The organism is Bacteroides nordii (assembly GCF_019930665.1).
In the GTDB taxonomy this organism is placed as follows: domain Bacteria; phylum Bacteroidota; class Bacteroidia; order Bacteroidales; family Bacteroidaceae; genus Bacteroides; species Bacteroides nordii.
This window is the reverse complement of sequence record NZ_CP082886.1, coordinates 790,215-803,730: the sequence shown is the minus strand read 5'-3', so window position 1 is coordinate 803,730 and position 13,516 is coordinate 790,215. Positions and strand designations below refer to the sequence as shown.

At 40.6% G+C, this 13,516-nt stretch carries 15 protein-coding genes and 1 tRNA gene; 11 read left to right on the top strand and 5 right to left on the bottom strand.

Annotated features, from left to right (window positions below; translation table 11 throughout):
- Nucleotides 1-37: 37 nt before the first annotated feature.
- Nucleotides 38-111, bottom strand: a tRNA-Thr gene (locus K8P02_RS03140).
- 316 nt (nucleotides 112-427) lie between these two features.
- Here K8P02_RS03140 and K8P02_RS03135 point away from each other — a divergent pair.
- The 6 genes from K8P02_RS03135 to K8P02_RS03110 are packed head-to-tail and all read left to right on the top strand — an operon-like array spanning nucleotide 428 to nucleotide 4,854.
- Entirely contained in the window at nucleotides 428-988 is a 561-nt protein-coding gene (locus K8P02_RS03135) for a DUF4199 domain-containing protein (protein ID WP_002562032.1), read from the top strand.
- A gap of 28 nt (nucleotides 989-1,016) precedes the next feature.
- Nucleotides 1,017-1,970, top strand: coding sequence for a glycosyltransferase family 2 protein (locus tag K8P02_RS03130; protein WP_002562033.1), 954 nt, complete (start codon nucleotides 1,017-1,019; stop codon nucleotides 1,968-1,970).
- 34 nt (nucleotides 1,971-2,004) lie between these two features.
- Nucleotides 2,005-2,511 (top strand): DUF6452 family protein, encoded by a 507-nt coding sequence (locus K8P02_RS03125; RefSeq protein WP_002562034.1) that lies wholly within the window; start codon nucleotides 2,005-2,007, stop codon nucleotides 2,509-2,511.
- A complete protein-coding gene (locus K8P02_RS03120) occupies nucleotides 2,468-3,247 on the top strand; it encodes a DUF6048 family protein (protein ID WP_002562035.1) in 780 nt (259 codons plus the stop codon). The genes K8P02_RS03125 and K8P02_RS03120 overlap by 44 nt, the downstream gene beginning before the upstream one ends.
- Before the next feature lie 5 nt (nucleotides 3,248-3,252).
- On the top strand, nucleotides 3,253-3,834 hold the full coding sequence (locus K8P02_RS03115) for a manganese efflux pump MntP (RefSeq protein WP_025867780.1): 582 nt from the start codon (nucleotides 3,253-3,255) through the stop codon (nucleotides 3,832-3,834).
- A gap of 12 nt (nucleotides 3,835-3,846) precedes the next feature.
- Nucleotides 3,847-4,854 (top strand): FAD:protein FMN transferase, encoded by a 1,008-nt coding sequence (locus K8P02_RS03110; RefSeq protein WP_002562037.1) that lies wholly within the window; start codon nucleotides 3,847-3,849, stop codon nucleotides 4,852-4,854.
- Between the two features lie 247 nt (nucleotides 4,855-5,101).
- On the opposite strand, the gene K8P02_RS03105 is transcribed toward K8P02_RS03110, so the two are convergent.
- Both K8P02_RS03105 and K8P02_RS03100 read right to left on the bottom strand, forming a co-directional pair.
- Complete coding sequence (locus K8P02_RS03105) at nucleotides 5,102-5,473, bottom strand: DMT family protein (protein ID WP_002562057.1); 372 nt, start codon at nucleotides 5,471-5,473, stop codon at nucleotides 5,102-5,104.
- A gap of 21 nt (nucleotides 5,474-5,494) precedes the next feature.
- Nucleotides 5,495-6,241: an ATP-binding protein gene (locus tag K8P02_RS03100; protein WP_007484592.1), complete on the bottom strand. Its 747-nt coding sequence runs from the start codon at nucleotides 6,239-6,241 to the stop codon at nucleotides 5,495-5,497.
- A 136-nt stretch (nucleotides 6,242-6,377) separates the two neighbouring features.
- Between K8P02_RS03100 and K8P02_RS03095 the strand changes: the two genes are divergently transcribed.
- The 5 genes from K8P02_RS03095 (at nucleotide 6,378) to K8P02_RS03075 (ending at nucleotide 10,831) form a co-directional block, all read left to right on the top strand.
- Nucleotides 6,378-7,808, top strand: coding sequence for a tetratricopeptide repeat protein (locus K8P02_RS03095; RefSeq protein ID WP_025867781.1), 1,431 nt, complete (start codon nucleotides 6,378-6,380; stop codon nucleotides 7,806-7,808).
- A 7-nt stretch (nucleotides 7,809-7,815) separates the two neighbouring features.
- Entirely contained in the window at nucleotides 7,816-8,286 is a 471-nt protein-coding gene (locus tag K8P02_RS03090) for an NfeD family protein (protein ID WP_002562060.1), read from the top strand.
- A gap of 24 nt (nucleotides 8,287-8,310) precedes the next feature.
- On the top strand, nucleotides 8,311-9,312 hold the full coding sequence (gene floA, locus K8P02_RS03085; RefSeq protein WP_002562061.1) for a flotillin-like protein FloA: 1,002 nt from the start codon (nucleotides 8,311-8,313) through the stop codon (nucleotides 9,310-9,312).
- Nucleotides 9,313-9,425: 113 nt separating this feature from the next.
- Nucleotides 9,426-10,304 carry a nucleoside phosphorylase gene (locus tag K8P02_RS03080; RefSeq protein WP_002562062.1) on the top strand — a complete coding sequence of 293 codons (879 nt, stop codon included), beginning with the start codon at nucleotides 9,426-9,428 and terminating at the stop codon, nucleotides 10,302-10,304.
- On the top strand, nucleotides 10,304-10,831 hold the full coding sequence (locus tag K8P02_RS03075; protein ID WP_002562063.1) for a 3'-5' exonuclease: 528 nt from the start codon (nucleotides 10,304-10,306) through the stop codon (nucleotides 10,829-10,831). The genes K8P02_RS03080 and K8P02_RS03075 overlap by 1 nt, the downstream gene beginning before the upstream one ends.
- On the opposite strand, the gene K8P02_RS03070 is transcribed toward K8P02_RS03075, so the two are convergent.
- Complete coding sequence (locus tag K8P02_RS03070; RefSeq protein ID WP_195660905.1) at nucleotides 10,815-11,465, bottom strand: NAD(P)-dependent oxidoreductase; 651 nt, start codon at nucleotides 11,463-11,465, stop codon at nucleotides 10,815-10,817. The two genes, K8P02_RS03075 and K8P02_RS03070, sit on opposite strands and share 17 nt — an antisense overlap.
- An 86-nt stretch (nucleotides 11,466-11,551) precedes the next feature.
- Complete coding sequence (locus K8P02_RS03065) at nucleotides 11,552-13,435, bottom strand: PAS domain-containing hybrid sensor histidine kinase/response regulator (RefSeq protein WP_025867782.1); 1,884 nt, start codon at nucleotides 13,433-13,435, stop codon at nucleotides 11,552-11,554.
- Between the last annotated feature and the right edge of the window lie 81 nt (nucleotides 13,436-13,516).

The following is a 13,516-nucleotide window of genomic DNA, read 5'->3' as shown; positions in this document are numbered from 1 at the left end:
CACCCCGGCAGATACCGAGATGCTTTCATCAATTTTGAGCCTCTTGTCGGATTCGAACCAACGACCCCGAGATTACAAATCACGTGCTCTGGCCAACTGAGCTAAAGAGGCGGGTGGGTAAGCTTACTATATCGCGCCGCTACAACCAACTACCTTTGCTGCGATCAAGCCCTGGAGGATTCGAAGGGAGCTGGCCGTATAGGACTTACCCGTTTTGCGGTTGCAAAGGTACATCTTTTTCTTTAACTTGCAATAGCTAACGTGTATTTTTTCTATCAAAAAGAAACAAACAACTACTTTTCAGATAGTTATCAAGCAAAAAAAAGTTTATCACTCCCAACTTTCAAGGCTTTATTAACTTTAACAGCCTGATCTCCCCTATCAACCAATATTATTTGTACCTTTGTGCGCTATTTTAAATTTAAAAATGACAGAAAACAGAAATTACTTGCAGAAATATGCCATGCATTTTGGCACATACATGGGAGCATATTGGATATTGAAATTCATTTTATTCCCATTGGGGTTTACTATTCCGTTTCTTTCACTCCTGTTCATGGGCCTTACTATCGGTGTTCCCTTCATAGGATACCACTATGTTAAGATGTATCGGAACAAAATATGCGGCGGTGCAATCAGCTTTGCTCATGCCTGTCTTTTTACTTTGTTTATGTACATGTTTGCTTCACTACTGGTTGCAGTAGCACATTATATTTATTTCCAGTTTATCGATCATGGATTTATTATCACACAATGCATGAATGATATGGAACAGATGTTAGTTACCCTTCCCGGAATGGAGACAGAGAAAGAAGTATTCAAAACCGCAATGGCCAATGCTCAGTCTTTATCATCCATTGATATCACGATGCAACTTTTATCATGGAATGTCTTTGCCGGTAGTTTACTTGCTATTCCTACGGCATTGTTTGTAATGAAGCGAAACAGAAATACTCCTGCAGGAACCTCAGAAGCCCCACAGGAATAATTCATAAATCATAATTCATAAATTAAGAATGGATATATCTGTAGTAATCCCCTTGTTCAACGAAGAAGAATCACTTCCCGAACTGTTTGCCTGGATTGAACGGGTAATGAAAGCCAATGGTTTCTCATACGAAGTTATTTTTGTCAATGATGGTAGTACAGATCGTTCATGGGAAATTATAGAGCAACTCAAAGCTCAGTCACCGATTGTAAAAGGAATTAAATTCCGTCGCAATTACGGTAAATCACCGGCTTTATACTGTGGATTCAAGCAGGCAGAAGGCGATGTGGTCATTACTATGGATGCAGATTTGCAAGACAGTCCGGACGAAATACCGGAACTCTACCGTATGATCACGGAAGAGGGTTATGATCTTGTTTCGGGATGGAAACAAAAGAGATATGATCCGCTTTCCAAAACACTCCCTACTAAATTATTCAATGCTACAGCACGTAAAGTATCGGGTATTAAAAATCTACACGACTTCAATTGTGGCTTGAAAGCCTATCGCCAGGCCGTAGTGAAGAATATCGAAGTATACGGCGAAATGCACCGTTATATCCCTTATCTGGCTAAAAATGCCGGATTTAAGAAAATCGGCGAGAAGGTGGTACAACATCAGGCACGTAAATTCGGTAAAACAAAGTTTGGTGGTCTGAATCGTTTCTTTAACGGATACCTGGATTTGATTTCTCTTTGGTTTCTTTCTACTTTCGGAGTAAAACCAATGCATTTCTTCGGATTGTTAGGCTCGTTAATGTTTATCTTCGGATTTATATCCGTTGTAATAGTAGGAGCTACCAAACTGTATCACATGCATAACGGAATGGCCTATAGATTAGTAACGGACTCTCCGTATTTCTATCTATCCCTTACGGCTATGATTATAGGAACACAGTTATTCCTGGCAGGATTTTTGGGCGAGCTGATCTCCCGCAATGCTCCGGAACGTAATAACTATCAGGTAGAAAAAATGATTTGAGAATGACCCAAACCATATAAATGAGTATATATATATGAAGAATTTAATCCGACTTTTCCTGGTTCTCCTCATTGCAAGTGTTGGTATCGGACTACACACCTCATGTTCTGAAGACAGTGATTGCTCTATTGCCGGACGCGCTATGATCAATTGTACGCTCTATACTAAAGATGTTAAAGATGAAATCGTAAACGATACACTCGACTCTCTGACGGTAACCGCACTCGGAACAGATTCTATCATTATCAACAATCAAAAAAAGGTACATACTCTAACGCTACCGCTGCGATACACCTCAGATTCCACCATATTCATTTTCTACTATGCATATAAAGAAGATCGGACACTGTGTGATACCATCTATATCAAACAACACAATGTGCCCTACTTTGAGTCAATGGAGTGTGGATATAGCATGAAACAAAGTATCGTCGGATTAAAATACAGCCGTTTAGAATTAGATACTATCCAAATACCTAATAAACAAGCCAATACTGATGGGACAGAAAATCTTAAGTTACTCTACCGCAATCGCGATTAGTCTGTTTCTACTCTTTTCATTGGAGATTTCGGCGCAGAACCAGCAACGGCCCTACGTCAATCCCACTCCCAAAAGAGATCAGAAAAAGAACGTAAAAGAGGAACCCAAAGAAGAAGTTCCCCTTTATAACGGCACGTATATTGGCGTAGACCTATACGGTCTGGGTAGCAAACTTTTCGGAAGTGATTTTCTGAGTTCCGAAGTGGATATAGTTGTGAATCTGAAAAATATGTTTCTCCCTACTGCTGAAATTGGTTTCAGTACTACAGATTCATGGAACGATACCGGTATTCATTATAAAAGTTCAGCCCCTTTCTTCCGCATCGGAGTAGATTATAACACGATGTCCAAGAAAAAGGAGAAGAATAGTTTTTTGTATGTAGGTCTTCGCTACGGTTTCAGTCATATGAAATATGATATCAACAGCATGCCGATGAAAGATCCGGCATTTGGAGGTGAATATGAGAACCCAAGTCTCGGAGATATCATCTGGGGAGGCAGTGTTCCCTATGATCACCCCGGACAAAAAGCGACCATGCAGTGGATGGAATTTGTGGCAGGCGTAAAAGTACAGATATACAAGAATTTCTATATGGGCTGGGCGTTACGAATGAAGTATAAGCTCTCCGCCTCGGTTAGCGAATATGGTAACCCGTGGATGGTGCCCGGATTCGGGAAATATGGTTCCAACAACATGGGAGTGACATACACTCTGATATATAAACTACCTTATTAAACACAATGACAGGATTAGAGATTTGGCTACTTGCAATTGGTTTGGCGATGGACTGTTTCGCTGTTTCTATTGCAAGCGGTATTATTTTAAAACGGATTCGGTGGCGTCCCATGCTGGTCATGGCTTTTTTCTTCGGATTCTTCCAAGCATTAATGCCATTTCTGGGCTGGATAGGTGCCAGTACATTCAGCCACCTCATTGAGAGTGTAGACCATTGGATTGCTTTTGCAATCCTTTCATTTTTAGGTGGACGCATGATTCTGGAATCATTCAAAGATGAAGAATGCCGCAAAGAATTTAATCCTGCCAGTCTGAAAGTAGTGTTAACCATGGCAATAGCCACAAGCATCGATGCTTTAGCCATAGGCGTCTCTTTTGCCTTTTTAGGCATCCGGGATTTCTCTGAGATCCTCCCCCCTACCGGTATCATCGGATTCGTCTCATTCGCAGTGTCATTAATAGGATTGTTATTCGGCATTAAATGTGGTTGTGGCATTGCACGAAAGCTACGTGCCGAGTTATGGGGAGGTATAATACTGATAATTATCGGAATCAAAATATTAATTGAACATTTATTTTTCAGCTAAATAAAAACAGATATGAAAGCGAAGAAAAGTTTTATCTGGTTAGGAATTCTCCTATTGGCTACCATCTGGATACTGGTACGTAAAAACAACATACCCTACAACAGTATTAATGGTTTGGTCTTCGGTACAATTTATAATATTACCTATCAATATGATGGTGATCTAAAACCAGAAATAGAAGCTGAGTTAAAGCGTTTTGATGCTTCGTTGTCTCCATTCAATGACACATCAGTGATTTCCCGCGTGAACCGAAACGAAGACATTATAACGGATAGCTTTTTCCAAACCTGCTTCAACCGTTCCATGGAAATTTCCAAAGAGACCGATGGTGCTTTCGACATCACCATAGCCCCACTGGCAAATGCCTGGGGATTTGGTTTCAAACAAGGAGCATTTCCCGATTCCATGATGGTAGACAGCTTGCTGCAAATCACTGACTACAGAAGAGTAAAACTGGTTGATGGCAAGGTAGTAAAAGAAGACCCTCGCATTATGCTCAGTTGCAGTGCAGTAGCCAAGGGATACTCCGTAGACGTGGTGGCACATTTGCTCGATAGCAAAGGCATTCAAAACTACATGATAGATATAGGTGGCGAAATAGTTGCCAAAGGAAAAAACTCACGCAATGGCCTGTGGCGTATCGGCATTAATAAGCCCATAGATGATTCACTGTCCGTCAATCAGGAAATACAGACGATTCTCGAACTGACAGACGTAGGTCTTGCTACATCGGGCAATTATCGCAACTTCTACTATAAAGATGGAAAGAAATATGCACACACCATTGATCCGAGAACAGGATATCCGGTACAGCATAACATTTTATCTGCTACCGTCATTGCCAAAGATTGTATGACAGCCGATGCCCTTGCCACTGCTTTTATGGTTATGGGACTAAAAGAAGCAGAAGCTTTTGCCAATGCAAATCCGGCGATTGATGCTTGTTTTATATACAGCGGTGAGAACGGAGAGTTCAAAACATTCTTCACAGAAGGGATGAAGAAGTATATAAGCAGATAGTTATTAAAAAAGCAATTACAGATACTTCAGGAAATAGGTTACGGAATAAAACAGTGTTATTCAACAGCATATAACGCACTGATTTTAAGCGAATAAAAGAGCCTTACCTTAAGACATAAAAGAGTGTACATTCTTGTTATGCAAAGTTGTACACGTATGTTATACTAATGTGTACAATCTTATACTACAAATATGTACACTCTTGTAACAATGGCTTAAAATGTTAAAACCACATGTTAAAACTGAGTTATTTCATAAAAACAAAATACACTGCTAATATCAGACAAACAAAAGCTGCCAAATGATTCCAATGCAATGACTCACCTTTAAACAAGACTGTAGTAAAAACGGTAAAAATAACCAAAGTTATCACTTCCTGTATAATTTTCAATTGCATCAAACTAAAAGGCCCTCCGTTTCCACTGAATCCCAAACGATTGGCCGGAATTTGAAAAGTATACTCAAAAAAAGCAATTGCCCAGCTAAAAGCAATAACACCAATAAGCGGAAGCGTAGCAAACCAAGAATACTCCTGTTTCATCTTTAAATGCCCATACCAGGCAAATGTCATAAATATATTGGATACTATTAATAGTAACACAGTATATAATCCTTTCATATCTATCTCTGTTTTAATCAGTTATTCATTTTTTTCGGGCAACAAATCTTCCTGTACATTCGTCATACTCCCCCATAAGCTATACCGTGCTTCAGGATTCATAGCTTCAAGCTGATGCAGTATTCCTTTCATATCGCTACGGCTTGACTGAGATTCATAAGGGCAATTTTTCACTTGCTTCTGGTAAGCGTGTAAAGCAGCCAGTTCTATTAAATCAGCCTCATGTACCAGACACATCGGACGTATAATTGTCATATCAAACTTCTTCATCACCAACCGTGGAGGCATCGTACTAAAGGCTCCCTGATAAGTAAGGTTCATCAACAATGTTTCCAGAATATCATCCATGTGATGCCCTAAAGCTATCTTATTGCATCCCTGCTCTTTGGCAACCGTGAAAAGAGCTTTTCGCCTGTTCCAGGAACAAAGGAAACAAGGAGATTTACGGGTATCGGTAGAAGGATCGAACGAAGTTTCATATACCACCAAAGGTACTCCAAATGTTTCGGCATGTGCCCGCAAATATTCCAGATTACTCTGGTAAGGAATATTCTTCATCACGACATGCACCGCTACCACCGAAAAGCGGGGTTTGAAGATACGCGCCCGCCTTCCCAACAGTTCGATCAAGGCCAGCGAATCTTTTCCTCCCGACAGACCGATAAGAATTTTATCGCCCTCCTCTATCAGGTTATATTGCACTACACCTTTATTAAACCGGCGCTCAATGCGACGCAAGATTTGCTCTTCTTCTGTAAACTTTGTCATATCTTCAAAAATTGGCTGCAAAAGTAAGTGAAAAGAATGATTTAAAGAAGAATTAACATAATAGAATAACTTAAAAAAGGAATATTCGCGATTAATTTGTATTTTTGAACTTCTGAATAACAAGCCAAGACCCTATATGAAGAAAAAGCATATTTTATTCTTTCTTTTCTGCCTGATCCTTACAAGTGTATCTGCACAAACACTGGAGCAGGCAAAGACTATGTTTAATAAAGGACAATACGATAAAGCCAAACCTGTCTTTGAAAAATACGTCAAATCCCAACCCGCCAATGGAAATTATAACCTGTGGTACGGTGTCTGTTGTCTGAAAACCGGAGAGCCGGACAAGGCGTTGAAATATCTGGAACTGGCAGTAAAAAAACGCATTCCTACCGGACAGCTTTATCTGGCTGAGAACTACAATGACCTGTATCGTTTTGATGAAGCTATTAAAAACTATGAAGCTTACATAGAAGATCTTACCAAGAAAAAAAAACCTACTGAAGAAGCTGAAAAATTATTGGAAAAAGCAAAATCCAACCTTCGTATGCTGAAAGGGGTAGAAGAAGTATGCGTGATTGACAGCTTTGTTGTAGATAAAGCGAACTTTCTTGATGCATATAAAATCAGCGAAGAATCGGGTAAACTGTTTTCATACAACAGTTTTTTCAAAACAGAGGGAGAACATCCGGGAACTGTTTACGAAACAGAACTCGCAAACAAAATATACTACGGCGAAAAAGATAAAAAAGGACTGCTCAATATTCTGTCAAAGAACAAATTGCTGGATGAATGGAGTAAAGGCATGGAGTTGCCGGGAAGTATTAATGCTTCGGGCAATACAAACTATCCATACGTACTGACAGACGGAGTAACAATCTACTATGCTTCGGACGGAGAAGGATCTTTGGGTGGATATGACATTTTCGTGACGCGCTATAACACAAATACGGATACCTATCTTAGCCCCGAAAATGTAGGCATGCCTTTCAATTCGCCTTATAATGACTATATGTACGTCATCGACGAATACAACAACTTGGGATGGTTTGCCTCAGACCGTTATCAGCCTGATGGTAAGGTGTGTGTGTATGTATTCATCCCGAACGAATCAAAACAGGTGTACAATTATGAAGCAATGGACCCGAAACAAATCATAGCTCTGGCCCAACTTAAATCATTAAAAACAACCTGGAAAGACAAACAAGAGGTAAGTAATGCCAGAAAAAGATTGGAAGCTGCCATTAATCATAAGCCACAAGAACAATTTGTGGCCGACTTTGAATTCATCATTGATGATAACACAACGTATTATCACCTGGACGATTTCAAATCTCCACAGGCAAAAGAACAGTTCAAGAAATACCAACAGAAGGAAAAAGACTATCGCCAGCAGGAAAGTAAACTGGACAGTCAGCGTCAGTGGTATGCACGTGCCAATAAAGAAGAAAAAACAAAAATGGCTCCATCTATCCTTGATCTTGAAAAACGGGTAGAACAGATGATCCGCGAACTGGACAAGGAGGCTATCGACATACGCAATACAGAAAAACAAAATCTAAAATAACAAAACTATGGATGTACTGATAATCGTTGTACTCATTATTGCCGCAGTAATACTTTTTCTGGTAGAACTGTTTGTTATCCCGGGAATTAGCGTGGCAGGCTTCGGAGCACTGGGTTGCATCATTTATGCCAATTATTATGCTTTCGCCTATATGGGTACGGGTGCAGGATTCATCACTTTGGTGGTATCAGGAATCGCATGCATCGGTTCTCTCGTATGGTTTATGCGATCAAAAACGCTGGACAAACTGGCTTTAAAAAAAGACATTACATCCAAAGTAGACCGAAGTGCCGCCAATAAAGTAAAAGTAGGTGACACAGGAATTACCACTACCCGACTGGCACAAATTGGTTATGCAGATATCGACGGTAACATCATAGAAGTAAAATCGATGGACGGGCTGCTGGATGAAAAGACACCGATAGTAGTTAACCGAATTACAGACGGAACTATTTTTGTAGAAAAACAGAAATCATAATATTCACTTAATTCAAAACTCATTATGAACGTCGAACCAATGTATCTGACTATCTTACTGATAGCGGGAGGTATTATTCTCCTGGTTCTTTTCTTTCATTACGTACCATTCTTCCTTTGGCTGTCCGCCAAAGTTTCGGGAGTAAACATCTCGCTGGTACAACTTTTTCTGATGCGCATCCGTAATGTTCCGCCGTATATTATCGTACCGGGCATGATTGAAGCCCACAAAGCCGGTCTGAGTAATATCACCCGTGACGAACTTGAAGCCCATTATCTGGCCGGAGGACATGTAGAAAGAGTAGTTCATGCGTTGGTTTCCGCTTCTAAAGCAAACATAGAACTCACCTTTCAGATGGCTACGGCTATTGACCTTGCCGGACGTGATGTGTTTGAGGCTGTTCAAATGTCCGTTAATCCGAAAGTAATCGATACACCTCCTGTTACAGCTGTAGCCAAAGACGGTATCCAGCTCATAGCCAAAGCACGTGTAACCGTACGTGCCAGTATCAAGCAGCTTGTGGGTGGTGCAGGTGAAGATACAATCCTAGCCCGCGTAGGTGAAGGTATCGTTTCGTCTATCGGTTCTTCCGAAAACCACAAGTCGGTACTCGAAAATCCGGATTCTATCTCCAAATTAGTACTTCGCAAAGGTCTGGATGCAGGAACAGCTTTTGAAATTCTGTCAATTGATATTGCCGATATTGATATAGGTAAAAACATCGGTGCAGCTTTACAGATAGATCAGGCAAATGCAGATAAAAACATTGCGCAGGCAAAAGCAGAAGAGCGCCGTGCGATGGCCGTAGCTACCGAACAGGAAATGAAAGCAAAAGCAGAAGAGGCACGTGCCAATGTGATTCAGGCCGAAGCGGAAGTTCCGAAAGCAATGGCAGAGGCTTTCCGTAGCGGAAACCTCGGTATTATGGATTACTATAAAATGAAAAATATCCAGGCTGATACATCCATGCGGGACAACATAGCAAAACCAATGGGTGGAAACAATAATAAACCATTGAGCGATTAGCCTGCTCACAATAATATACACGGAGTTCCATAGAGTTTCACTTTTAATAAACACTTTGTGGAACTCTGTGTTATTTTATTAAGAACTTGTTTATAACTAAATCTTTGAACAGCATGAAAAAGTATTTTCCTTCCTCAGAGTTGATAATCAACGAAGACGGTTCAGTATTCCATCTTCATGTAAAACCCGAACAACTGGCAGACAAAGTAATACTTGTTGGAGATCCCGGACGAGTAGCACTCGTAGCTTCTCACTTCGACAAGAAAGAATTTGAAGTGGAAAGCCGCGAGTTTAAAACCATCACCGGAACTTATAAAGGTAAACGTATTACCGTTGTTTCCACCGGTATTGGTTGTGACAATATTGATATTGTAATGAATGAACTGGATGCGTTGGCAAACATCGACTTTCAGACCCGTGAAGAAAAAGAACATCTCCGCTCACTGGAACTGGTACGTATCGGCACTTGTGGGGGCTTGCAACCCAATACTCCGGTTGGCACCTTTGTTTGTTCACAAAAATCAATTGGTTTTGATGGGCTGCTCAACTTCTACGACGGAAGAAATGCAGTCTGTGATCTCGCTTTTGAACGCGCCTTCCTGAACCATATGGGATGGTCGGGCAATATGTGTGCACCTGCCCCTTATGTGATTGATGCAAATGCGGAACTGATTGACCGTATTGCTAAAGAAGACATGGTACGTGGCGTTACAATCGCTGCCGGTGGCTTCTTCGGCCCTCAGGGACGTGAGCTGCGGGTTCCTTTGGCTGATCCCAATCAAAATGATAAAATTGAAAAGTTTGAATACAATGGTTTCAAAATAACCAATTTCGAAATGGAAAGCTCTGCGCTTGCCGGATTATCAAAACTAATGGGACACAGAGCGATGACCGTTTGCATGGTAATTGCCAACCGCCTTATTAAAGAAGCGAATACGGGATATAAAAACACCATTGATACACTAATAAAAACCGTTCTTGACAGAATCTAATGAATTTATCATTTGCCGCCATCGACTTTGAGACAGCTACAGGCTATATGGAAAGCGCCTGTTCGGTAGGCATTGTCACCGTTACAGACGGAGTGATTACAGATGAGTATTATAGTCTGATCCAACCGCCCGAAAACGTATATTGGCGATCAAATATCCTTGTACATGGCATCACCCCGGATATGACCGAATCATTACCGGGGTTTCATGCCATTTATCCTGAAGTACGGAAGCGGTTACAAGGCAAAACAGTTGTTGCTCACAACGAACAATTTGACCGCAATGTATTGAAACGTACCATGCGTATGTACCAGCTTGATTATGATGAGTTATTACTGCCCGAACGTTGGGAATGTACCCTGCGTATCTACCGCTCTTTAGGCTATAAACCTGCCAATCTGAGTGCTTGCTGTCAACGGCAAAACATTGATCTCACCCATCATGAAGCCCTCTCTGATGCCCGGGGATGTGCCAAACTCTATCTAAACTTTCTGGAAAGCCATCGTCCGGTCAATACCCTATGGTAAAACGTTCCTGATGATGTGCCGGCTTCTCTAACTCGTCAATCATAGCTGCTGCATAATCCTGCACCGAAATATGACTATTACCCACTACATCTACAACCATATCATCTTTGCCTAAACGATATCTGCCTGTACGTACGCCTGGCGCCATATCAGCAGCCGGTGAGAAGAATACCCAATCTATTTCTTTTTCTTTTTTCAGGAAATTAAGATAAAAATCGCTCAAAGCTTTGACTCCCGGCAATAACTTCTCAGGAACTTCACCAGAATCGACCAGACGGAGCCCCGGAGCAATAAACAACGAACCAGCACCACCTACCATCAGGAAACGATTCACGCCTGATTTTTTTACTCCATCAATTATCGTCAGGTAAACTTTAATTGTTTCATCATATATATTAGGATTATCCCATCCGGGATTAAAGGCACTGATCACAGCATCGGCTCCCTTACAGACTCCATAAACTGCATCGAGAGAAGAAACATCTGCTTTCTTGACTACTAAATGTTCATTCTCGATTTTTATCTTGTCCGGATTACGAACTACGGCCGTCACATGAAAATCACGGTTCAAAGCTTCATTAAGGATAGCCGAACCTACAAAACCACTGGCCCCTATCAATACTACCTTCTTCATATTACAAATTATTTGAGTGTTCAATTTATTATATTAGTAATAGTATAACACGTTACACTTCAAATTGTTGTAATATAAAAAAGTAATCAGAGGTACTTCTCGATCGTACTTTTCAGCTGTTCTATTGAATAAGGTTTGGAAACAACTTCATTACATCCCGCAGCAAGCGCCTGCTTCTGTTCTATATAGAAAGCATTTGCCGTCACGGCTATGATCGGAATATCAGCAGATACCGCACGAATTTTCTCTGTGGCTTTAATACCATTCATCACCGGCATACGAATATCCATCAGTATCAGATCTGGTTTCTCATGTAAGAAACGGTTCACAGCCTCTTCACCATTTGTCACCCACGAAAGAGTATAATCTTTCTTTAGCAAAGCATTGATCTGCATAAAGTTGGTTTCTACATCTTCTGCTACCAATATCCGTTTCCGTCCCTCCTGATAATCAGATTCAGTAATGGTTAAGTCTACCTGCTGGTAAGGTAAATACATAGCAAAGGTACTCCCCTCTCCTACTTCGGATTCCACATTTATTTTCCCGCCAAGACGCTCTACAAGACTCTGACAGATGGATAACCCCAACCCCGTACCTTGTACAAAATCATTCAGTTTCTCAAAACGGGTAAATATCAGGGGAAGTTTCTCTTTGGGAATTCCACATCCGGTATCACTGACAAACAGTTTCAGCCAATCTTTCTCCACACACATTCCGATTGTAATACATCCTTGCCTGGTATTCTTAATGGCATTCGACAGAAAATTAAATAATATCTGAGTAACCCGGTTACGATCGGTTGTAATCCATATTTTCTCTTGCGGACGTGTTACTCTTAACTCAATTTCATCGCTGATTTTTAACCGGTGTACTTTCTCAACTTCATTAATCAGTGAAGTCATCTCCACCAGTTGAAAATGTATCTCTGATTTGCCGGACTCAATACGTGATAAATCGAGGATATCATTGATCAGTTGGAGCAACACATTGCTATTTTTCCGAATGATGCCAATGTATTCTTCTTTTTCCTCCTGAGCTTCTGTCAAAGCTATAATTTCGGCAAAGCCAACAATAGCATTCAGGGGAGTACGGATCTCATGACTCATATTAGCCAAGAAAACAGATTTCATACGATCTGCCTCCTCCGCTTTTCTTTTGGCTTCAATCAGTTCCTGGGCATGTTGTACACGCTCTCCGATGTCATGAATTAAAGCCAAGACTTTATTATCTTCAAATGGGGCGATACGAGCTTGGAAATAATGCCTGCCATCTTCGGCATCCAGCGGATACTCAATCTCTTTTAACCGCCCTTCTTTCAGGCACTCGTGTATGTTACGAATAAATAAGTCGCTTACTTCCGGATTGTAAATGGAACGTCCGTCAGCTCCTTTCAATACTTCTACCGGATGAAGTAACACAGTATCGGATGCCATCAGCACATCAGTGATGAAAAAGTTATCATCAAAAATAAATATAAACTCCGGCAAAGCTTCAATCACTTTCCGGTTTCTTGCTTCCAGACGCCTTATATGCTGCTCTTTTTCACATTGCGAAGTAACATTGATAGTATAGGCTATTATCTTTTCCGGATGTCCATCTTTATCTTTCTGATAAGAAAGGAAGTGGTCTTCCAGCCAAATAACTTGCCCTTTATTACCGATACAACGTATCCGTATCTGGGACGTTTTTGTTTCAGAATCGAGCATACAGGAGAAAGCATTCCGGTAAGGAACAATGTCCTCCGGACAGGCATACCGATAGAAATCATCAATATCTTTAAAAATGATACCTACTTCTTTTAATCCTAATATACGAAAGTAGTCATCTGTAAAGCTACATTCACCCGTTACAATATCATATTCCCACAGTGCAATTTGATGTGCAGACAAAACAGAGGTCATTTTTTGAAATTTGTCTCTTAGTTTTTCAATATATTCTTCTTTGAAAAAGGAATCAGCTTCAGCTATCATATAAGTGCATTTCGTTTTGTTGTATGGATAGCAAAGATAAGAATAATAAAGAATAACTTGCATTAAAAGTTATTCCTTTTT

Excerpts from the sequence above, each read along its gene's own strand:
- K8P02_RS03135 (WP_002562032.1), top strand. The coding sequence starts at position 428 with ATGACAGAAAACAGAAATTACTTGCAGAAATATGCCATGCATTTTGGC.
- K8P02_RS03090 (WP_002562060.1), top strand. The coding sequence starts at position 7,816 with ATGGATGTACTGATAATCGTTGTACTCATTATTGCCGCAGTAATACTT.
- K8P02_RS03105 (WP_002562057.1), bottom strand. The coding sequence starts at position 5,473 with ATGAAAGGATTATATACTGTGTTACTATTAATAGTATCCAATATATTT.
- K8P02_RS03095 (WP_025867781.1), top strand. The coding sequence starts at position 6,378 with ATGAAGAAAAAGCATATTTTATTCTTTCTTTTCTGCCTGATCCTTACA.
- K8P02_RS03075 (WP_002562063.1), top strand. The coding sequence starts at position 10,304 with ATGAATTTATCATTTGCCGCCATCGACTTTGAGACAGCTACAGGCTAT.
- K8P02_RS03120 (WP_002562035.1), top strand. The coding sequence starts at position 2,468 with ATGGGACAGAAAATCTTAAGTTACTCTACCGCAATCGCGATTAGTCTG.
- K8P02_RS03080 (WP_002562062.1), top strand. The coding sequence starts at position 9,426 with ATGAAAAAGTATTTTCCTTCCTCAGAGTTGATAATCAACGAAGACGGT.
- K8P02_RS03110 (WP_002562037.1), top strand. The coding sequence starts at position 3,847 with ATGAAAGCGAAGAAAAGTTTTATCTGGTTAGGAATTCTCCTATTGGCT.
- floA (WP_002562061.1), top strand. The coding sequence starts at position 8,311 with ATGAACGTCGAACCAATGTATCTGACTATCTTACTGATAGCGGGAGGT.
- K8P02_RS03125 (WP_002562034.1), top strand. The coding sequence starts at position 2,005 with ATGAAGAATTTAATCCGACTTTTCCTGGTTCTCCTCATTGCAAGTGTT.
- K8P02_RS03115 (WP_025867780.1), top strand. The coding sequence starts at position 3,253 with ATGACAGGATTAGAGATTTGGCTACTTGCAATTGGTTTGGCGATGGAC.
- K8P02_RS03065 (WP_025867782.1), bottom strand. The coding sequence starts at position 13,435 with ATGATAGCTGAAGCTGATTCCTTTTTCAAAGAAGAATATATTGAAAAA.
- K8P02_RS03100 (WP_007484592.1), bottom strand. The coding sequence starts at position 6,241 with ATGACAAAGTTTACAGAAGAAGAGCAAATCTTGCGTCGCATTGAGCGC.
- K8P02_RS03070 (WP_195660905.1), bottom strand. The coding sequence starts at position 11,465 with ATGAAGAAGGTAGTATTGATAGGGGCCAGTGGTTTTGTAGGTTCGGCT.
- K8P02_RS03130 (WP_002562033.1), top strand. The coding sequence starts at position 1,017 with ATGGATATATCTGTAGTAATCCCCTTGTTCAACGAAGAAGAATCACTT.